The organism is Pseudoalteromonas sp. P1-9, assembly GCF_001399975.1.
Taxonomy (GTDB): domain Bacteria; phylum Pseudomonadota; class Gammaproteobacteria; order Enterobacterales; family Alteromonadaceae; genus Pseudoalteromonas.
This window is the reverse complement of the sequence record NZ_LKBD01000007.1, coordinates 15,096-36,259: the sequence shown is the minus strand read 5'-3', so window position 1 is coordinate 36,259 and position 21,164 is coordinate 15,096. Positions and strand designations below refer to the sequence as shown.

Annotated in this window: 12 protein-coding genes and 1 pseudogene; 6 read left to right on the top strand and 7 right to left on the bottom strand. The window is 39.1% G+C overall.

The window, feature by feature from the left end:
• Positions 1-13 precede the first annotated feature (13 nt).
• Positions 14-10,294 carry an Ig-like domain-containing protein gene (locus tag AN214_RS06875; protein WP_054979041.1) on the bottom strand — a complete coding sequence of 3,427 codons (10,281 nt, stop codon included), beginning with the start codon at positions 10,292-10,294 and terminating at the stop codon, positions 14-16.
• 139 nt (positions 10,295-10,433) lie between these two features.
• Between AN214_RS06875 and AN214_RS06870 the strand changes: the two genes are divergently transcribed.
• Positions 10,434-11,378, top strand: coding sequence for a hypothetical protein (locus tag AN214_RS06870; RefSeq protein ID WP_054979040.1), 945 nt, complete (start codon positions 10,434-10,436; stop codon positions 11,376-11,378).
• Between the two features lie 35 nt (positions 11,379-11,413).
• Here AN214_RS06870 and AN214_RS23260 read toward each other — a convergent pair.
• The 6 genes and pseudogenes from AN214_RS23260 to AN214_RS06835 form a co-directional block, all read right to left on the bottom strand.
• Positions 11,414-13,617: pseudogene (locus AN214_RS23260) on the bottom strand (thioredoxin domain-containing protein).
• 2 nt (positions 13,618-13,619) lie between these two features.
• Positions 13,620-13,832: an ASPIC/UnbV domain-containing protein gene (locus AN214_RS06855; RefSeq protein ID WP_054979038.1), complete on the bottom strand. Its 213-nt coding sequence runs from the start codon at positions 13,830-13,832 to the stop codon at positions 13,620-13,622.
• Positions 13,833-13,874: 42 nt separating this feature from the next.
• The gene (locus AN214_RS06850; RefSeq protein ID WP_054979037.1) at positions 13,875-14,411 is read right to left on the bottom strand and encodes a hypothetical protein; all 537 of its coding nucleotides are present in this window, start codon (positions 14,409-14,411) and stop codon (positions 13,875-13,877) included.
• Positions 14,412-14,445: 34 nt separating this feature from the next.
• Positions 14,446-15,579: a VCBS repeat-containing protein gene (locus tag AN214_RS06845; protein ID WP_054979036.1), complete on the bottom strand. Its 1,134-nt coding sequence runs from the start codon at positions 15,577-15,579 to the stop codon at positions 14,446-14,448.
• Positions 15,580-15,725: 146 nt separating this feature from the next.
• On the bottom strand, positions 15,726-15,950 hold the full coding sequence (locus AN214_RS06840; protein WP_054979035.1) for a hypothetical protein: 225 nt from the start codon (positions 15,948-15,950) through the stop codon (positions 15,726-15,728).
• Positions 15,951-15,997: 47 nt separating this feature from the next.
• On the bottom strand, positions 15,998-16,222 hold the full coding sequence (locus AN214_RS06835) for a hypothetical protein (protein WP_152960734.1): 225 nt from the start codon (positions 16,220-16,222) through the stop codon (positions 15,998-16,000).
• A gap of 696 nt (positions 16,223-16,918) precedes the next feature.
• Here AN214_RS06835 and AN214_RS06830 point away from each other — a divergent pair.
• The 5 genes from AN214_RS06830 (at position 16,919) to AN214_RS06810 (ending at position 21,163) form a co-directional block, all read left to right on the top strand.
• Entirely contained in the window at positions 16,919-17,383 is a 465-nt protein-coding gene (locus AN214_RS06830; protein ID WP_054979033.1) for a hypothetical protein, read from the top strand.
• Between the two features lie 10 nt (positions 17,384-17,393).
• Positions 17,394-18,497, top strand: coding sequence for a hypothetical protein (locus AN214_RS06825; protein ID WP_054979032.1), 1,104 nt, complete (start codon positions 17,394-17,396; stop codon positions 18,495-18,497).
• Between the two features lie 123 nt (positions 18,498-18,620).
• The gene (locus tag AN214_RS06820) at positions 18,621-19,778 is read left to right on the top strand and encodes an aminotransferase class I/II-fold pyridoxal phosphate-dependent enzyme (protein WP_054979031.1); all 1,158 of its coding nucleotides are present in this window, start codon (positions 18,621-18,623) and stop codon (positions 19,776-19,778) included.
• Positions 19,771-20,481 (top strand): WbqC family protein, encoded by a 711-nt coding sequence (locus AN214_RS06815; protein WP_054979030.1) that lies wholly within the window; start codon positions 19,771-19,773, stop codon positions 20,479-20,481. The genes AN214_RS06820 and AN214_RS06815 overlap by 8 nt, the downstream gene beginning before the upstream one ends.
• Entirely contained in the window at positions 20,474-21,163 is a 690-nt protein-coding gene (locus AN214_RS06810) for a trans-aconitate 2-methyltransferase (RefSeq protein ID WP_161805664.1), read from the top strand. The genes AN214_RS06815 and AN214_RS06810 overlap by 8 nt, the downstream gene beginning before the upstream one ends.
• Position 21,164 lies beyond the last annotated feature (1 nt).

Below are 21,164 nucleotides of genomic sequence, written 5' to 3'. Positions count from 1 at the left end.
GCCCCTTTTGCTTCTATCTAACTCTTCTTAGTAAGAAGAATATAACTATCACGAGTAGATAACTACCCCCACCGGATGACTTTTTCTTAGGTGGTTCAGGTTTAACAACTGGAGGCTTAACAGACACATCTAACGCCAACTGAGTACTGTTATTGTCCTGATTATCGTCTACTGTAATATTGCTAACATAAGCTTTGACTGAGGCGGTACCAAGATTACTGGCCAACAATGAGACAATAACATTTGTTTCCTGTTCAACCGCTAACTCGCCATCATATTGACAAATCACACCTGTATCTGAAACTGAGCATGTAAGCAATTCAGATTCAACTGCTGAAATGACCACATTATCAGACGCAATCATCACCTCTGGACTTATTGCATTTGCTAAGCCTTGGTTTCTCACAATGAGGTTCCACTCGAACGAGCCACCTTCTACAAGAGAGTTTGATTCTGGCGTAGAAACTAAGACTAGGTCTGTTGTCTGCTCACCAAACATGCCATTCCCTTGATTAAAGCGCACTTCGTTATCGCCACCTGAAGAGGAAATAATCAGATCCAAATCTCCATCTAAATCAACATCTGTTAACGCAATATCTTGACCTTGTTGCGCCTCAAACACGACTGGTAGTAAAGCATAACCTTCCGGTGTGAATTCAAAAATCGAAATATTACCTGATTCAGACAAAATAACAATTTCAGGTGACTGGTTACCATTTAGGTAAGAAATATCAAATGATAAATAACTTACTGAGGATACCCGCTGTAATTCCTGATCATTGACGTCAAGAATTTCAAGCCCTTGCTCCGTTATCGCAACAACCTCTAATATGCCATCGGCGTTAAGATCTAACACTTTCACCTTATTTGCGCTCAATAATTTAGTTTGTTGAATATCAAATTGGCCGTTACCACCTTGATACCAAATTTCAACTGGACCGTCATCAACCGCCAGCACTAAATCGATTAAACCATTGTTATCAAAATCGCCAGTAGCAAGGTCATTAAACGCTGCTTCACTGTCAATTACAGCATTTGATTGAGGTACTGTATTATCAAGTAACGATGCGACAGCAAAAGGTTGCGTAATAATGCTAATACCGTTATCTGAATCATCAAGCAAGATAATATCATTCAGGGCGTCAGCATTGATATCGAATGTAAACACCCACTGACTTGGAATTGACGATACTATTTGAATATCTGTAAATACAAGGTTACCGTCATTATACAACACCCCAGAACCCAATTCGGATTCAGTTGCGAAGGCAATATCGAGAGTACCATCAGTGTTAAAGTCGGCTACGGCAACATGTTTAACATTTTCATTTACCAAGAAAGAAGCACCTAATTCATATTTTCCAGCGCCCTGATTGATAAAAATTGCGCTGTTACTGTTTGCAGCAAAAGCAATGTCAATTAGTCCGTCACTATTAAAATCTGCAAGTGCAAAACTATTTACATCAGATAACGGTAGCATATTGCCTTTTTCATCTGATACATCTTCTGCGATGACTTGCACAAATGTGTCTCGTTTCGTTAACTCTTGATTATAAGTTAGCGCAATAGCTGAAGTTAATTCTCCTGCACTCTCGCCACGTAATGTGAATACCAGCTCGAGAGACTCTTCAGCGTCAATATTCGTCACGTCTTGGCATAAGTATAAAGATTCATTAAGCGTGCAACCACTTGCTGCAGATACTACTTCAACACCTTCAAGTGCAACCGAAAGCTGCTCAAGTGCAATACTTTGAGTTGAGGCGTTACTAATCGTAACACTCAGTTCAAACGCCTCTTGAACTAAAACCGGCGAAACATTGACGCCTTGCACAATCGATACAAGCGATTCATCAAATTCAACAACTTTTAAAGTAAACTGCTGCAGCTCTGCTAACTCACCATCAGATACCTCAAGAGTAATCTCAAAAGATTGACCGTTTACACTTGCAGGTACAGTACCTTGCAGTAATTGGTCATTTAATGACAACCAATCTGGACCACTAACAATAGTAGTAGTTAGTGTTTCTGAATCAATATCAGACACTTCAATCTGATATTGATACTCACTTAGAATCCCTACTGAAGTAACCGGTTTTGATACAAAATTTGGCGCATCATTAACGCTTGTAATTTCGACGGAAACGGTCGCTTCGTTTGAACGAACTCCGGAATTATCTGCAATTGTATAGGTGAAGCTATCTGCACCGTTAAAGTTTTGGTTAGGCTTATATTCAACCAATCCAACTCCTTTAACAGAGACAACACCGTTACTGGGTTGTGACAATTGAAGTGAGCCTAAATCTAACTGCCCATCACTATCAGTATCATTCGCGGCAACGTCAATAACTATAGCTGAATCTTCTTGAGTTAAAGCATTATCATTTTCTGCAATTGGCGCTGTATTTGATGTCGTAAAGAACCATTCAGTAATACCACCAACAGCATTGCCAAACTCATCGCTCACGATAGCTGGGTCAAGCATAAGTTGATAACGAGTATTAACATTTAAATCGCCGTTAAACGCAAATTCAAGTGAATTGCCAACAACATTAACGTTTGAGGCAATCATTACTGAATTATCCGCCGAATTCACAAGCTTAACTTCACCTGAATTTAAAACGATTGATTCATCAAAAGTAATTGCAAAATCAGAATATATAGAAACATTGTCACTATTATTTAACGGTATTCTCGATATGATATTAGGAGCTTTGTTATCAAAAGCTACGGTTACAGGTTGTGATTCAGTACTACCGTTACCAAACTTATCAATGGCAGCATTCGCTAAAATTCTAAGCGTAATATCGCCCACAGTTTCACCGCTAACGGTAACACTATATGAAGAATCGCTTAACGATTTGAAGCCTGAAATGTTAGCATTAGTCGATTGAATATCGGATAGTTCAAAACCGGAAACAGCAGTAGAGAAATCGATTACCGACTCAAAACTCGCATTGGCTTTGTCTGGAGCTGAAATACTTACAGAAACAGCCTCATTACTATATTCAAACTCCAATTTATTTGATGCAAAGTTAGGATTGCCAGCTAAATCTGTCACCGAGTTTTGAGGTAATGAAACTGTTATTTTACCAACAGTAGTCGGAACAATTTTAACCTTAAATGAAGTGTTAGATAATACTGAAAAACCATCAATCGTCGCACCAGTTACAGCAAAAGCTCTACCACTCAATCCAGAGATAACCTCACTAAATTGCGCAACAATTTCAAATGGCGTATTCACTACCGACGCTGTTGCTGAAAGCGTAACTGTTGGATTTGTGGTATCGATATCAACACTAAATTTATTTGACGCTGAATTATCATTTCCAGCGGCATCGTTCACTGTAGCAGCTGCAAGCTGGATTGATACTGTACCATCAGCGCTAGGGTTAACTGTTATGCTGTAATTTGCACCTGACCCCGTCAAATTAGATAACACAGCATTTGATACAGTAAAATCACTTAATGCAATCCCTGAAACATTTTCACTAAAATTGACCGAAATAACAAAATCATTGTTTTGCATTGTTTCTGGGCCATTAATCACAACTGTAGGTGCTGTACCGTCATAGTTAACGCTGAACTCTTGAGCTGCAGAATTAACATTACCGGCGCTATCAATTACTGCTGATGCACCAATATTAACTGTTACTAGTCCATCACTGCTAGGTGAAATAGTGACGCTATAAAAACTGCCTGAGCCCTGTAAATTTGATGCATTACCATTGCCAACTTGAATATCTGCAATCGTGAAATCTGAAACACTTTCACTAAAGGTAACCGTTACGGTGAAATCAGTGTTCTGCGTAACACTTGGTCCTGAAACAACCACTGTTGGCGCCGTGCCGTCAAACTCAACACTAACAGTTTGAGCTGCAATGTTATTGTTTCCAGCATTATCCGTTACAACACCTGCAAAAACATTCAAATTCACTTGGCCATCACTACTAGGAGTAACAGTTACAGTATAGGTACCACCCGAACCCGAAAAGTTAGATAAAGTGCCATTTGTTACCGTCACATCATCTAGTGTAAATCCTATCACTAACTCATCAAATAAGATGGTCGCAACAAAGGCCGAGTTGGGATTACCAGATGATGTTAGAATTGATGGTACAGGAGCTGTATTATCAAAAATAATATTTGCAGTTTGAGCTGCAGTATTGTCATTTCCTGCATCGTCTTGTGCAACCCCCGCAGGGATATCAATGGTAACCTGTCCATCATTTACTGGCGTAACAGTTATTGCATAACTAGTTCCAGAACCCGTAAAACCTGAAAGTGTCGCGTTCGTCGCTACAATGTCTGACTGCGTGAAGCCCGTAACTGGTTCTCCAAAAGTCACTGTGGCTGTAAATGCTGTATTTTGCGCTCCACTTGGCAGTGAAATAGTTGTTGTCGGTGCTGTACCATCATATTCGACACTTGCTTGATCCGCTGTATTGTCATTGTCGGCAATATCTTTAGCCACGCCAGCAGCGATATTAAGTGTTACTAGACCATCACTTGTAGGTGTTACGGTTAACGTGTATGTGCCACCAGTACCTGTTAAATTTGAAAGCGTCGCATTGGTTGCAACAATGTCAGCCAATTCGAAGCCCGTTACATTTTCACCAAATGTGATAGTTGCATTAAACGTCGCGGTTTGCTTTGCTGAAGGCAGGGCAATATTAGTTACCGGAGAAATTGAGTCATAATTAGTGGTTACTGTCGTCGCAACAGTATTACCATTGGCAAAACTATCAACCACTGCACCAGCCGCAACATCTATCGAAACGTTTCCTTGATTAGTCGGTGTTATCAAAGCGCTGTAATGTGTGCCACTTCCTGTCAAATTAGAAGCGGTTGCATTAACCAAAGTAATATCGCTTAAATCGAACCCGGTGACACTTTTACTAAATGTAAAGTCAACTGAAAATGGTGAATTCTGATTGGCCGCTATACTACCGATCGTTACGTTAGGTTTTACTGTATTTTTATGAATTGTTGCAGTAACAGGTGAGCCGGAGTTTCCTGCATCACCCAAGCTTAAAGAGACGGTTAACTCTCCATCATTCAAGGCTGAAAGATTTAAATTAGAGAGTGTTGTCGGATTTGATAAAATCGAACCAGAACTTGTTACTGGCACACCACCATTTGAACTTGTAATGCTAATCGAATAGCTAGTACCAACTTCAACACCAGATAAAGTCACGCTACTTGCTGTTTCATTGACAGTCGAAACCTCTGTTTGAGCAAAAACGACTGTATAACCAGATGGGGTATTTGCATCAATCGAATCATTATTCTGTGTTATCGGCGTACTGTAAAGAGTACTTAGATTTCCTGAAGTATCAGAAACCTGAAGCGAAACAGGTATAGAGTCACTTGATAGGCGATCAGTGTTTCCCTCTACAACTGAATAGACGGCGGTGTAGCTGTTAGTTCCATTTGTAGAAAAGTCACTCACAGCGATACCGTTTACTAAACCAGTTTGGAGCGACAGGCCATTATCAGAAGTTAAAATAGAAACAGGAATGTCTGTACCGACAAAAGCAGGAGAGTTCGGAATAGTAACACTTAAGATGTTAGGCGAGACATTGTCGAGTGCTGCGTTAACCATACTTGCAGAGGTCATTGAAAGCCCACTCGCAGAGCTTGCCGTCGCACTAAAGTTTAGACCGATCCTTTCGATTGATGCACCACCGGATTCCATTATGACCATAGATGCTGACCATACATCTGATGAGTTGATTGCAGCTACACTTGTGCCACCACCAAACTGCGACAGATCAAATGAAACGTTATTGATTGTATTGGCATTGTTATCACCTGAACTACTGTTATTCCATGAAACAGTTAACGTATCCCCCACAATAAAGGTGCCACCATTACCTGTAGCGCCAGAAATAGCTAAATTGCCTGAGGTGACTTTCAATACAGAAAAGTCAGTTGCGAGGTTTTCACTTGCCTCAGTTGCATCACTATTACCATTAGGATCGGCATCAGTTCCTGGGTAAGAATTATCGCTTACAACTAAATCGTTAGGATCCTCGCCAGTAAAGGTCGTACTTGCTGAATAAATACCAACACCCGAACCCATGTCTGAAACTGTATCCAGTGTAACCGAGTAGCGCACTTGATGGATCTCATTTGGTTTTATAATACTGTTAGCAGAAAGCAACTGAGTATCACTTGTGCCATTAAATGAAGTATTCAGTGACACCTGCCTTATTTGTGAAATAAGTACTGGAGCTGCATTTAATGTAAAGTTACCACTACCAAAAATAGCATTGAGATCTTGTACAAGAGATAAGTTATCAACATCAACATTACCAAAATTTTCAATATAGTAATCAAACGTAGCTATGTTATTAACAACATTGATATCTAGCGCAACGCCGACAGCAGAATCAGAAAGAGTAAAAGTATTAGTATCGCTTTCCAATACACCACTCGGGTTATCGTCACCATCTGGATCGGGGTCAGTGCCTGCATCAGACAAATCAGATACCACTGCAGAAGTCACCGTTGACTCTGCGATTATTTCAAACTGATTAACATAATTGCCCAGACCTGTGCCTTGATCTTCAATTGTATTAACTGTGACAACTAACCTGATTTGCGCTGTATCGCCAATGGCTAAAGTGCTTGAGCCTATGACAAGTAATTGCGAATCAGCACTGCCATCAAAGCTTGAATTAAGCGTAACTGTACCTGAGTCATCAATAAATACGCTCGGAGTAACCGTATAATTTCCAGCACCAAACACAGCATCTAAATCGTTAACTAGCGATAAGTTTTCTAACGCATCAGTACCAAAGTTTTCAAGGTAATAATCAAATGTTACTTGATTGGTTGTGACACTAACGTCAAGTGCGCCACCTACGACTGGCTCACTGCCAATCGCGATACGGGTTTTATCTCCTTCGTTCGTATCATCTGGGTCACCATTACCATTTTCATCAGGGTTTATCCCGTTATCAGAGTCGTCAGAAAGTGGGTTACTATTTAAATCTGTTGCATTAACAGTGATTTGGTTATCATAAATGCCAACCCCAAAACCTTGGTCCGTAACGTTTGTAATATTTATTGAATATTCAAAAACACTGATTTCACCGGGCGCTAAGCTGCCACCCGCAACAATATATGTGAAAACACTAAAACCAAAAAATTGCGGGCTAAGTGTAAGTGTTGACGCGCCACTAACATGTGTTGGCTGGGCTGTAACACTGTAATTACCTGAACCAAAAACGGCGTTAAGCGGGTTTTGAATTTGAATATTAGTAACTTCACCATCACCGAAGTTTTCAACATAAACCCGGTAAGTTGCTAGATTTCCATCTACACTGCCCTGCATTGATACCCCAATAACACCGGCACCAAGCACAAAAGTACTTATATCATCTTCTCCGGCAGTGCCTGGATCATTATCCGCGTTCGGATCTGGCATAATACCATCATCACTTAAGTCAGACACGGTCACACCCGCAACGCTCGTGTTAAGTATCTCTAACTGTGCTTGGTAATATCCTACGCCTGAATCAAAGTTATCAACTTTGTTTGTCACATCAATAACAAGACGAATCTGCGCGGTATCATTGCTTGTTAGTGAAGACGACGCCAGTAAAGCTGTATCGGCAGAACCATCAAAAGCACCGCTATTGAGTATTATTGTGCCTGGGTCATCGATAAATGACAGTGTGTTAACTGTATAATTATCTTGCCCAAAAACTGCATCTAAATCGACTGGTAATGCTAAATTCCCAGCGGTACTACCACTTAAATTTTCAAGGTAAATATCAAAAGTAACCTGATCGGCCGAACTGCTAACATCAAGTGCAATTCCGACGACACCATCAGTAGCAAGGGTGAATGTTGTTGCATCATTTTCTCCAGCTTCATCAGCATTTGCATTGCCGTTAGGATCTGGATCAGTGCCAAAGTCTGATACATCAGAAACCGGCCCACCATTATTGTCGCTATTAAACGCTTGCAATGTTGCTTGGGTGCTATAATTACCAATACCAAGCCCCGTATTTTCAACCTTTAAAATTTCCAATACAAGCCGAATTTGAGCTGTATCGCTCACGCTCAGGGAGCCAGTAGCATTGAGTAACTCTGCTATTGTTGAGCCGTCAAAGCTCGAATTAATTGTCAGTGTGCCTGGGTCATCTACAAAAGTAATTGAGTTAACAATGTAGTTTCCAGCCCCAAACACTTGGTCCAGTGGATGACTGAGTGAAAAATCACTTACCTCAGCATCCCCTAAATTTTCCAGATAATAGTCTAAAGTAACTTGGTTGCCGACCACATTGGCATCAAGAGCAAGTCCCACGTTTCGCGTGATGGTAGTATCTATAACTGTTGGTGATGCATCATTTGACGCATCGCCATCATTATTAGCATCAGGCACACTGCCTGTTGTAGAGAGGTCACTGATAAGACTGGTACTTGGATCAGTACCTATCACAGTCACTTGGTGCTGATAAACCCCATTACCAAATCCTTGATCCGTCACAGAAACAAGCAAAGCGGTTGTTTTAAAAACTACTTTTTCTGATGGGCCTAACGAGGAGCCAGCGTTCAATAATGAGGCATTGGAACTGCCATTGTAAGCTGTGTTGTAATTAAACTGACCGTCCCCTGAAACAAAAGTCGGGTCTACGGAATGTACATAATTTCCAGAACCATAAACAGAGTCTAAATCAGAGCTAACTGAAATATTAGACACTGTCACATTACCTAAGTTTTCAACCGTGTAAATCAAATCAATCGTTGCCACGCCATTAAACGATATTTCGTAGTCAAGTGATATACCTAGGCGAGCTGATTCAGAAATTGAAATTTGGGTCAGGTCATTTTCACCAGCCTCAGAAGGTAAACCGTTACCATTAGGGTCTGGGTCTGTGCCAGCATCAGATAAATCGCTAGTTGTTGCTCCGCCAGATGTTTGAGCAGAGACTGTTGCCTGGTTTTGATATATACCCTGGCCATTGCCCTGATCAGATATAGCAAAAAGCTCAACCACAACGTTAATTTGTGCAGTATCACCTACTGCCAGGCTACCTGAACTAACAATATTTGTGTCGAAATTACCATCAAAATCAGCATTCAATGTAATCGAACCAGGATCATCGACTAAGCTAGGGGCTTGAGAAATAAAGAAATTACCGTTACCAAAAACAGCGTTTAAATCATTCGGTAAAACTATATTTTCTAATGCAACATTGCCTAAGTTTTCAATATAATAGCTATATGTCACAGTATTACCTGATACAGCAGCATCTAACGCAAGCCCAATAGTTGCGGTTTCGCCAATAGTAAACACAGTACTATTATTAATAGCCTGTGATGGCTGGTTGCTATTACTTGACAAATCAGACGTACTTTTTCCAAAACTAGATTCGGCATCAGCTTGCGCTTGAATGGAATAAACCCCATCACCTTGCCCAAGATCTATTGTATTAGAAACGTCAACTACAACCCTTACTTGTGACAAAGCACCAGTATTAACAGTCGTGGATGAGGCGATTAAATCTTGTTGTGCACTACCGTTAAACGCGCTGTTTAACACTATGCCACCACCATTTTGGATAAAAGTTGGAGCAGCACTAATCGAGTAATTACCGCTACCAAAAACCGCATCAAAGTCGTTAGTTAGTGACAACTCAGATAAAGTGCCGTTGCCTAAGTTTTCAAGATAATAGTCGAAAGTAACTGAGTTCCCACTAACTGCCGCGGTCAATGAAACACCAATGATAGGATTGTCTAATAGGTATACTTGGGTAACATCATCTTCTCCAGCATCTGACGCATCGCCGTTACTATTAGGGTCTGGGTCAAGCCCCCAATCTGATAAGTCAGTTATGGCCCCAGGGTTTGCCGTTGCTAATACTTGGTTATGATATAACCCTAAACCATTTCCTTGATCAGTAGGCGTATCGACTGACACGACAAAATTTAGTTGAACACTGCTACCGACAGGCAAAGTACCTGACGCAAAAATCTCGGTATCCCCAGAACCATTAAACCCAGAGTTAAATGATACCCCACTGCCTGAAACCAGCGCAGGCATTTGGATCAATGTATAATTGCCTGCCCCAAAAACCGTATCTAAATCTTCCACCAGCGATAGATCTGTTAATGTTTCATCACCGAGGTTTTCAACCGTTAAGATATATTCTATTTGTCGGCCTATTTGTTCTGCATTTTTTGCCACACCAATGCTTGCTGCCGCAAACGCGTTTGTAGGTATTGCAAACAACAAAGTGACCCATAAAATCAAAATGTTTATAATGACTGGAGTTTTCATAAGTATCGGCTCAGGCGTTAAGTTATTATTATTGGGCAATTTGTAACAATTTTAGTCTATCGTCACATTCATAACAATCTATTCACACAGATTATTTTTTGTTACTCTAGGTTAAAGATAACAGTAACAAAAACCCAATATGAAAAAGCCTTTATCGACACTGGCTCTAGCGCTATCCTTAACTTTTATGGGAGCCTGTTCCAGCACCTCTGACCAGCAAAATAATGAAACTTTGACGCAAACATTTAGAGTAAGTCAAGGCATGGAAGTCCAGCTAGAAAAACCACAAGGGTTTAAATTAACACGAGAACACTATGGCTTTGTACAACCTGAAACGTTTTCGCGTATTAAAGTGAACGAGGTTGAAGTTCCATACGAACAATATTTAACCAATCTGACAACGGAAAATTTACTCAAGAGTCAATTGCAATTACTAAAAACAGAAAATGTAGTGGTTAACGGCGCCAATTGTACACTGCTAACACTGAGGCAAATTATTGCGGGCACTTATTATGAAAAATTGTGGCTCGTCGCAGGCGACTCTCTTTCCAGTTTGAAAATTGAAGCAAGTTATCCTGAAAGTTCAAACAAACAACATAAAGATGTGATTAAACAAAGTCTATTTAGTGCCGCAGTGCAAACCGATGATGATGCGCGCCTTTATACGGGATTACCATTTTTATTTACCGGAATAGATAACTTTAAAATAGTACAAAGAAATCTCAACTCGGTCGTATTAGTATCTGAAAATTTTCCAAATGCCTCGGTTGTAGTGAGCCATGGAAAATTATCATCAGAAATGGAAAACATTGAAAGTTTATCACACCACTTTCTAAATAATTCCAAAAGCCTTTCTGATGTAGAAATTACTAAAGACGAACCAATAAAAATTGACGGTATTCCAGCAATCGCAACGCAGGCTTATGTCACAAAAGGCGATTTACCTGCTTGGGTCTACCAAGTAACCTCGAGTCAAAAAGGGAAGTTTTTATTAATACAAGCGCTCAGTAATAAAGTCGATCGAAAACCCTTTTCCAAAGAGCTTGAATCATTAATAAGTCAATTCAAATTTCGCTCTATTTGAAGATAATGGTGATTAATACCACCATTTCAGCAATTTTAAAGTTTGAATTTAAATGCCTCTGGTAGTAAACACACATTATCGCTGCAAGCTTGTAGCTTTACTTCTAGCCACTGACCATTAGGCTTAAAGCTAATTTCTACATTTTCTTCAAACAGGCTTAAAGGCTTATCGCTAAATCCTAATTTTCGCTCAATGGGTTGTGGGTAGTTATCTGTATTGATTTGTTGGCCATCAATCAAAAGCGCTGTTGCGATCAGAGATTTTTGATTCGGGCTATGTGAGTTTATATGCCAACCAGCTTTGAGTGAAATGACTATTTTGGCTTGGTTAGCAGACTCTCTCACCAGTTTAATGTGGCCGTTTCCTTGTGCAAAAACATGCTGCTTGCCAGTTTGCCATCGATTTAACAGCACTCCCGCGCTGCTATAAGAAGTCATTGGTGCTCTCAGATAAGCATTCTGTAACGACTTTTTACTGGCTCTTGAGGCTCGCGATAGCGTGCTATCAGCAAAAGAATAGGTTTTCGCTAAGTGATAAAAAAGCGCTTCTGGCGAAATCAGCTCGCCATCACTTGTATTTCGAATAACGTCCGAATTCATTTTATTATACACAATATCACGCAATAGCTTGCGTGCTTTGACTTGCCTAATATCATCAAAGGTCACTGTATATAAATTATGATAGGCTTGAGCTAAACAAACATAATCTTCAAGTAATGCATCGCTACCAGCTTCACCTAAGTAATAAGCACGCTTTAATCGGCCATTTTCAATCAATTTAGTTTCAATCATAGAGACTAGAGATTGAGCGTTTACTAAATAGTTAGTTTTTCCTGTCGCACTATACAATTCAACAAATGCATCGGCCAATAAGGCATTCCATGACAACAATACTTTTTTATCAATATGAGGCATTGGCAATTGATTCTTTATTGTTTTTAGTATGTCACGCGCATGCTGAGAAGGTTCTTGTTTAGCAATATACGGTGCATGTAGAGCTTCAGCTTTGTATTGGTACCAAGCAAACTGCCGAATAATGTCGGTGTCGATTTTATCAAACTGAGGTTTTTCAAATAGGTAGTAACCACCTTCTTGCGAAAAGTAATCAGCGTCTATGGCGCTATAATAGCCACCACTTTGTGATTTCAAAACATTATCGACGAAAGCCGCAGTATCTTGTGCTACGGCAAAGTATTCTGGCTGGTTAAGTAAATAACCCGCTTTAGCAAATACTTTAATTAGCAAGGCTTGGTTATAGAGCATTTTCTCGTAATGAGGAACTTGCCAAATGGCATCCGTAGCATAGCGATGAAAATTACCATGTACATGATCACGAATACCTCTAGAACTCAACCTTCCGAGCCACAGTGTTAATTGTTGTCGTAATGCAGGTGTTGGTGTCTCTAAGTAACTCTCCAACATCAACAACAGCAAGGCTTCACTCGGAAATTTCGGTGCCCCGACCAAGCCTCTTTCTTGTTGATCTAACTCCGTCAGTATTTCCTCAACATTATCTCGTACAATAGCAGAGGACCACTTAGACTCAGGTTGCAAAGATAAAGTCGCTACTTGTTTCGAGATATTCTCAGCTACTTGCAATAACCGCTGTGGTTTTTGTTGCCAAATGACTGCAAAGCGCTCTGCTATTGTCAGCAATTGCGTTTTAGGAACATAAGCATCTATCCAAATAGGCTTGCCGCCCGGCGTTAATACAGCTGTAATAGGCCAGCCAGCACTGCCTTTGACTGTAGTGATCACATCCGTAAAATAAGCATCAATTTCAGGTTATAATTCCCTGTCAACCTTTATGTTTATAAAATCTTTATTCAAGTTTTGTGCAACGGTTAGATCAATAAAACTTTCTTTTTCCATGACGTGGCACCAATGGCAAGTTGAGTAACCAATAGAGAGAAATACTAGCTTTTTTCTCGCTTAGCTGTCTCAAATACCGCTTCATTCCAAGCTTGCCAATTGATTGGGTTTACGGCGTGACGAAGCAAATAAGGCGAAGCTTCAGTCACTAGCCCATTTAAATATTTTGGCGAGTTTGGCGCTAAACCAGCTGAAGTTAACAGCTCGTCAATTACTGCTGACTTTTTTAAGTACGCCTTACGCAAACCTTTAAATTGCTGCTCTGACACAGAGACGTGCGGCGGTACCTTTATTGCCGCTGTTGATTTAGCGAAACCAGCGAAGGTTATTAGCGTAAAAATAATCAGATAGCGAAATAATAGTTTCATCATTACAAGGTGATCAACTTAATCTGATTCGCGTTTACTTTGTCCAATTGAGTCACTTCCCCATTTGGCCAAACAACTTGAATATTTGCAAATTCCACATCACCTAGACCAAAATGTTGCATTTTAGGGTGTACTGACATGTAGCCATCAGTACTTCTAACTTCACGCCAAATCTGCTTGCCACCAGGTAAGGTAAATACGCGCACCAATTGCATCACGCGAAACCTGTTTTTTACTATCACCCACTAACTTAATTTTTAACCAATTATTTTCAGTTTCAAGTCTATTTTCAAACAACGCGCCGGTTCATGGTAATTATTTAAAACAATGTCAAGATCACCATCGTTGTCTAAATCAAAATAGCTCGCACTGCGAGAATTACTTAATAAATTCAAGCCAAGTGAATTGTCTTGTGTCTCTAACCGACCATTTTTATTATCGAAAAAGATATTTTTTTGCTCACTGACAGGCAAATAGGCTTGTTGCTTATTACCGTGTTGATCTTCAAAGTAAGGGTTTTTACTACTGTTTAAATTAAATTTATTCATACCATTAAGCACGTATAAATCATCGTCACCATCTAAGTCATAGTCGAAAAAGTCTGCATCCCACGACCATCCCGTTGAGGAATATCCTCGGCCTACTTGCTCACTTGCAGCATAGTGAATTGACTCTCCCTGTTGTGATATGAACAAATCATTTGCTTCCACCACACGCATATGCACTAGCTTGCCGGCATTGAATTTCATTTGCGTATCTTCATTGGGTAATACGTAGGTTTCGTCTTTATTCATGGTAACAATATTTGAAATATAGATATCAGGTAACTTATCCTGATTGGGTCTGTGCTACCGATTCCCATAGTAAAAGACGGTTTATCTGTGCCAATTTGATTTGATACATCAACAAAAGAGCCATTTTTCTGATTAATATAATAACCATCACACCAAAATCATTTCCGACAATGACATCTTGCCACCCATCATTATTTAAGTCAGTGTGCGCTACAGCTTGTGCCCAACCAGTATTATCAAGCCCAGAACCTTTCGTCACATTTTTAAATTTAAAGTTACCAAGATTTTCAAACAACTGATTTGGTTTGCCGTTGGTATTTCGGCGTTTCAAAGTGGGTAAATCGCCTGTTATATAGTTACCAAAATAAGTAATATATAAATCAAGGTCACCATCTTTATCAAAATCAAAAACTGTCGCAGGACCACCAACAAACCCTCTACCACCAAGGTCCGCTTGTTGAGTAACATCCTCAAAATATATACCATCGATATTTTTATAGACACGATGTGCATCATTAACATAGGTGACGATAATATCTTGGTAACCGTCATTATTAATGTCTGCAATGATCGGCTGACGTGCTTCACCTGGATGATTATCTTGTGCACGCTGCCAATCCAACTTGTAGCTTGTTGTAAGATCTTTAAACTGTCCATTACCTTTATTTATGAACAACTTATTACCTCGACCACCTAAAATAAATATATCGATTAACCCATCATTATTGACGTCTTCTGTTGCAACACCTGAACCACCAAATGCAGGTGGAATCGTAATAATACCGGTTGATTCATCTTTACGTAAAAACGTTCTCAGTTGACGATTTAACCAATCTGCGGAGCGGTGCTGATAATTGAACTTTGCTTGTTGAGAAATCTTAACAAACTTAGCTGTTTTATCACTTTGCTGTGCTGAAGCAAATTGTTGTTGCTTATTGTTACTCTCTGTTACTTTAGCATGTCGCTTGGTTTTATCCGCAATTAATTTTCTTGCTGCGATTAAGTGCTCTGTAGATAAGCTAGTTGCATTGGTCTGCTTTGCTAAAGTACCAGCTTCACGCAATAACAGCACGCCATACTGAGCAATATTTTCGGTTAGTAACTCAGCGGCAAATGGGTCGGGCTCAATATATAACTCGAAGCTTGGTTGGTTAATAGCATTTTTCAAATATTGCCAATGTGCACCGCATCCATATTATAAGACTCAATATACACAGCATCATTTTTCTCAAGTTTTGGAAAGAAAATAGCGTCTTCATATTCATTAATTTGATGTGGGATAAATTGCTTAATAAAAGCATATACATTGCGCTCTTACACTAGCGGTTGATTATTCGCCATTGCATGTTGCTGCGCACCTAAGTAAAGCTGAGCGGAGAATTGACTGACTATTTGTGTATATAGTTCAGTAATCGCTTCACTTTCAGCAGAATTTTTTGACCAAGTTGCACGAGCAAAATACACTTGTAAGTTTCGCAAAAATACTTGGTTAGAAACTTGGTTGTAAGCTGCACATGAACTTAACTTTTTATCAACCATCTGATTTAATAAAGCTGGTGTTTGCCGTTGATAATCAAGGCTGCCACTTAGCTATTTTCAGACTGAGCGCTCCCCCCCAGCCCATGCCAAACGGAGTTAATATTCTTAACCTCGATAAATCGTTGATTATTTATTCGCACACTGTTATCTGCAACTTTTAAAGCAGCTAACGTATAAAAATCAAGACTGTCTTTTAGCGCTTCAACAACTTTTGAGGTAAGAGGCAGTAGCTCATTTTCAAAATCAAGTAACGCCTCTTGCTGCACAGCCAATACTGCTCTCAATGAATAGGCAATGCTGCCATACTGACGTTTATCATCTTTGTGTAAGGTAACCTTCCTATCTTCTGCAAACGATAAACGCTAATGCCCAGACTCTGTTTTATCGGTGTTAAAAATGGATTGCTCAGCCTGTTTGATATAACTTTGCAACACCACATCCTCCGATTCTCCTCATGCTATTTTATGTGCTTGCAGCCATAAGTATTGAATATATTGTTTTTGTAGTAAATTTTTGGCAAATCGCGCCTCATCATTAAGTGGCGTGCCAAACATAAAGTCTTTTAACCGAGAAGCTGTTGCATAACATTTAGGCTCTGACTTTTTTCCAACTCATTAATAGCTTGAAGAATGGTTTTCAATGAGCCACTTTCATTAGCTAATATTGAATGCGATGAAAACAACAATGAAGTAGACGCAACGAGAAATTATAGCTTTTTATAAGTCATAATCATGAATACCTATAGGGCATATTAAGCACCGAAACCAGAGAAAAGTACTAGGGAAATATAACAATTATCAATTGGACAATAACTGTTCAGACCAATATCAATACAATCTATTATTTCACATTTGTAAATATTTGTTAAACTAATAAGAATCTATTAAAAAACAACAATAGCGTCGAGCTCAATAAAGCAAAGCGGAAAATAACCGCCTTTAGGGACCCCAAACAAAGAGGAAATAGTAATGTCCAGCAAGCTACCCCTAGCGTTGGTTTGTGCAATTGCCAGCGGCAGTGCATTAGCTAATGCAGATATTATAAAGTTACAACAAGCCAAGTCAGAACACATTGGCGTGACCAAATCGGCCAACCATATCGACTTCACGCCGGTAAAACACTATGATAAATACATCATCTCTGTGTCGGGTCCTAATGGCTTCTCAAAATCATTTGAAACAGATACACCGTCATTGAGTATCGATAGTTTAAACCTACCTGTTGACGGCACATTTAACTACCAAATTCAAGCTGTTACTTACCTACAAGAAGTTAAAGACACTATGAATAATGGCCGCTCAGAAGACTCACGTGGATACATCAGTAAAGTAGATGTGACAGGCGGTAAATTTACAACGGAAAACTTTGCAGTACAAACTTTCGAGCAAACAAGCGAGAAAAAGCCAAAGTTAACCTTAGGTATTAATAAGTAGGAGCGAAATAATGAAAAAACCAAATCTATTAAAATTAAGCGCTCTTTCTGTTGCACTAACAGCAAGTATGAACACCTATGCGGCACAGGTTTTCACAACTGATTTAATCATTCAAGGTAGTGCTTGTGTAGGGCTTGACTGCGTTAATGGTGAAAGCTTCAATTTTGACACTTTGCGCTTGAAGGAAAATAACCTTCGTATAAAAGCTCAAGATACAAGTGCGTCCGCATCATTTCCAACCAATGATTGGCAAATTACATTCAATGACTCGGGCAATGGTGGCCAAAATAAGTTTTCAATCGATGATATTGATGGTGGTAGAACACCATTTACGATCGAAGCAAGCGCGCCGAGCCATTCATTATATGTGAATGATGGAGGTCGAATTGGTGTTGGCACATCAGCCCCTGTCGTTGAAATGCATATCGTAAACGGCGATAGCCCAACACTAAGGCTTGAACAAGATGGTTCTTCAGGCTTTACGCCACAAAAGTGGGATGTAGCCGGTAACGAAACTAACTTCTTTATACGTGATGCGACTAATGGTAGCCCATTGCCGTTTAGAATTAGACCTTCCGCACCACAAAATAGCTTTTATATCGATACAGATGGTGATATTGGTATGGGCACTGAAAGTCCATCGGCAAATCTGCATCTTCTTCAGACTTCTACTGGTGTAAAGCAAATGCTATTACTAGAAAATAACGGTGGTTCATATATCACGTTCAAAAATAACAACAATGCTGGTAGTTGGTACTTCACCCATGAGAATAACGCTCCAAATGACTTTCTAATTAGTAAAAATAACTCTGCAGCTGCTATGCGCTTATCAGAATCGGGGGATATGACTATTTCTGGAACCTTAACTACCGCTGGTACGGCTTGCTCAGGCGGTTGTGACCTTGTTTTCAGTGATTCATATCCATTACCGTCTATTGAAGAACATGCTACGGAAATGTGGAAAAATAGTTTTCTACCAGCCGTAGGTCAAACCATTGAAAATTCTCCTTTCAATATCACTCAAAAGCTAGGCGGTATGTTAAATGAGCTTGAAAAAGCGCACATTTACATAGAGCAGTTACACAAAAGAATTGAAGCTTTAGAAACAAGATAAGTCCATTTCATTTTCTTTTAAGGCCCTCAAAATAGAGGGTCTTTTTATTACAGGATATATATAAACCCTGTATAATCCTAACAAATACACTCGACATCATTTACATGCAGCAAAAGCTCCTTTATGAAACACAAAGATTTAACTCACAGTAACTCTAAAAGTATTCCAACTGCTTCATTTCCTATCCATGCAAATAAACCTAGTACGCTAGGGAAAGAGCATTTTTTAGAGTTGATGGAAGAGTCATTTTCTCATGCTTGGTTTAGTAATGCAGGACAACATTGCAGCAACCTAGAAAAGCAACTTGAGCAACATCTGAATGTAAAACACTGTATTCTTACAGCGAATGGTACACTAGCAATGCTTGCTGTTATATCTAGTTTAACTCTCTCAGGAAAAGTAATATTACCTGCTTTTACATTTACTTCTACAGCCAATGTTTTATCCTTATTAGGGCTAGAGCCCGTTTTTTGCGATATAAATCCATTAACACAAAACTTAGATTTAAATGAATGTGAACAACTAATTACATCTGATGTTTCAGCAATCATTCCGACACATCTCTGGGGCCGTGCGACAAATATAGAAGCTTTTGAAAAGCTCGCTAAAGATCATAATATTAAACTCATTTTTGATGCTGCACATGCTTTCGGTAATAATTACAAAGGCGTTCCCATTGCTAGTTTTGGAGACGCTGAAGTATTTAGCTTTCATGCAACTAAATCCTTCCACACCTTTGAGGGTGGAGCAATAACTACCGATGACGAAACATTAGCTGAAAAGCTCAGGCTGTTCATTAATTTTGGCTTCAAAGATTATGACGACATTGCACTAATAGGAATCAATGCGAAATTGTCAGAAGCGCATTGTGCTATGGGGCTTGCCAACCTAAAGTGTTTTGGAGAAATAACTCGTCGTTCAAAAACTATATATTTGCTTTATAAAAAACGGCTTGCAGAAATCTGTGGTATTGATTTAGTCAATTATGATGGCGACTGCATGAACTATCACTATATAGCCTGCTCAGTTTCGGTTAACAACAGAGACAGCTTAATTGAAATGCTTCATAGTAAAGATATTATTGCTAGAAAATACTTTTCTCCTGGCACACATAAACTAAAACCTTACTCGAAAAATAATATTAAATTACCCATTACTGACTTGTTTGCTGATCAAACGATTATTTTGCCTGGTGGCTCAAATATTACTAAACAAGAAGTTAATTACATCTGCGACTTAATAAGTGAATTCTTAAAGCAAAGGGAAGTAGCTAATGGTTGATTCACTTTCGATTATGCAACCTTACTTTTTTCCGTATCTAGGCTATTTTCAGTTACTTAAAGCTACTGACCACCTAGTGGTATTAGATAATGTGCAATACCCCAAAAACAGTTGGGTTAACAGAAATCGCTTAGTTGTAAATAACAAACCATTTTATATAACGATACCATTAAAAAAGCAGCAAAGTTATTTAAACCCTATCAACGAAGTTGTAATTAGCGCTGAATTTCTAAAATGGCGCTCAAAGATGATAAAAACCATTACCCAAGAATACAGCTCATCCCCTTATTTAAATGATGGAATAGGTTTATTTGAAGAAGCAACTGCTCCTTCGGAATATGTAAGCACGATAGCCCTAAACAGTATTACTGCCACAGCCAAGTATCTGGAAATAGATTTAGACTATTCTCTTAACTCACAATCACCTATTGCGTTATCCGAAACCAAAGGCAAAGATAGAGTAATAGCTATCTGTAAACAGTTTAATACTAATAACTATATTAATTTACCTGGTGGTGTTTGTTTATATGGTCATAATGAGTTTTTAAAACATGATATAAATCTTAAGTTTATTGATTTTGCGAGCTATTCAAATAGACCTGGATATCTATCTATTCTGCATCTCATTTTAAAATTCGGAAAAGAGCAAACAATACAATGGGTAAACAACCACAACACAAAAAATGGAGGCAATAGTGTCTGACTACTGGAAAAGAATTTGGGACGAACATACGACGAAAGAAACGTCAGGTAATCCTTATAAGCAAGTAATGAGAACAAAAAATAAAGTTCCACAGTCAGATGATTCGCTGAGCATTCAAGTAGAACATTTAAAAACATTTTTAGTTCAAGGTTCTGATAAATCAGCTCTAGATTTATGCTGTGGTAATGGCCTAGTAACATCAAAATTAACAGATAGCTTTAATCGAGTGGTCGGTGTTGATTTTTGTAAAAACTTGATTGACTCTGCGACAAAAAATAGTACAGATATTGAATTTATGTGTGCCGATATCAAAACCTTTAATAGCGCTTCAGTTGGAAAGTTTGACAACATAATAATGACGGCAGCATTACAACACTTTACTGAAGCCGAGGTCATATCCATCTTTGAAAATCAATATTTAGCACTAAACACTGATGGAGTCTTACTTGTAACAGACATATTAGATGTTGAGAAACGATGGCAGTTTTATCAAACTGACGAACAAAAAAATGCCTATTTTAATGCTCTCAAACAAAAGCAGCCGATTATGGGCACATGGTTCTCTCAATCCTGGCTAACAGAACTTAGTCGTCATTTAGGCTTCAGTTCAATTACAATTTTAAAACAGCCAGAACATTTTGACTTTAGTCACTATCGATTCGACATATTACTGAGAAAATAAT

Bases quoted from the DNA above. Each gene is read 5' to 3' on its own strand.
- AN214_RS06875 (WP_054979041.1), bottom strand. From the start codon at position 10,294: ATGAAAACTCCAGTCATTATAAACATTTTGATTTTATGGGTCACTTTG.
- AN214_RS06870 (WP_054979040.1), top strand. From the start codon at position 10,434: ATGAAAAAGCCTTTATCGACACTGGCTCTAGCGCTATCCTTAACTTTT.
- AN214_RS06855 (WP_054979038.1), bottom strand. From the start codon at position 13,832: ATGCAATTGGTGCGCGTATTTACCTTACCTGGTGGCAAGCAGATTTGG.
- AN214_RS06850 (WP_054979037.1), bottom strand. From the start codon at position 14,411: ATGAATAAAGACGAAACCTACGTATTACCCAATGAAGATACGCAAATG.
- AN214_RS06840 (WP_054979035.1), bottom strand. From the start codon at position 15,950: ATGGTTGATAAAAAGTTAAGTTCATGTGCAGCTTACAACCAAGTTTCT.
- AN214_RS06830 (WP_054979033.1), top strand. From the start codon at position 16,919: ATGTCCAGCAAGCTACCCCTAGCGTTGGTTTGTGCAATTGCCAGCGGC.
- AN214_RS06825 (WP_054979032.1), top strand. From the start codon at position 17,394: ATGAAAAAACCAAATCTATTAAAATTAAGCGCTCTTTCTGTTGCACTA.
- AN214_RS06820 (WP_054979031.1), top strand. From the start codon at position 18,621: ATGAAACACAAAGATTTAACTCACAGTAACTCTAAAAGTATTCCAACT.
- AN214_RS06815 (WP_054979030.1), top strand. From the start codon at position 19,771: ATGGTTGATTCACTTTCGATTATGCAACCTTACTTTTTTCCGTATCTA.